The following is a 344-nucleotide window of genomic DNA, read 5'->3' as shown; positions in this document are numbered from 1 at the left end:
TCGGGGCCCTTACCCTCGGCGAAACCCAGCACGCCGAAGGCGAAGTGCCGCCAGCGGTCGATGTCGCTCGTCGAAATGGTGATATAGCCCAGGCTTTTCAGGTCGGTCAACGTGATGCGCCTCCTCTGGCTGTCTCGGCCCTGTTAAATCATCGCCCGGAGTGGACCCTGCGGGTCGACACCCAGCGAACTCAGCGCCGACGCGTGGTAGATGGTGCCGGGGACATGGATCGCGTGCATCTGCCCCACATGGACGTCCCGCCAATACCGTTGCAGCGGCTTGTCCATCCGGGCCGCGTTGCCGCCCGAGCGGGCGAAGATCTCGTCGACCGCCGACACCGCGCG

2 pseudogenes are annotated in these 344 nt (G+C 66.0%); both read right to left on the bottom strand.

Annotation, left to right across the window (positions count from 1 at the left end):
- Positions 1 to 110, bottom strand: a pseudogene (locus tag BST44_RS30005) (2,3-dihydroxybiphenyl 1,2-dioxygenase); the annotation flags it as partial.
- A gap of 33 nt (positions 111 to 143) precedes the next feature.
- Positions 144 to 344 (bottom strand): annotated as a pseudogene (locus BST44_RS29295) (hydroxylase); the annotation flags it as partial.

Origin of the sequence: Mycobacterium scrofulaceum (genome assembly GCF_002086735.1) — a bacterium.
GTDB classification, from domain to species: domain Bacteria; phylum Actinomycetota; class Actinomycetes; order Mycobacteriales; family Mycobacteriaceae; genus Mycobacterium; species Mycobacterium scrofulaceum.
Note: the sequence above shows the minus strand (reverse complement) of the source record. Positions and strands in the feature narration are given on the sequence as shown.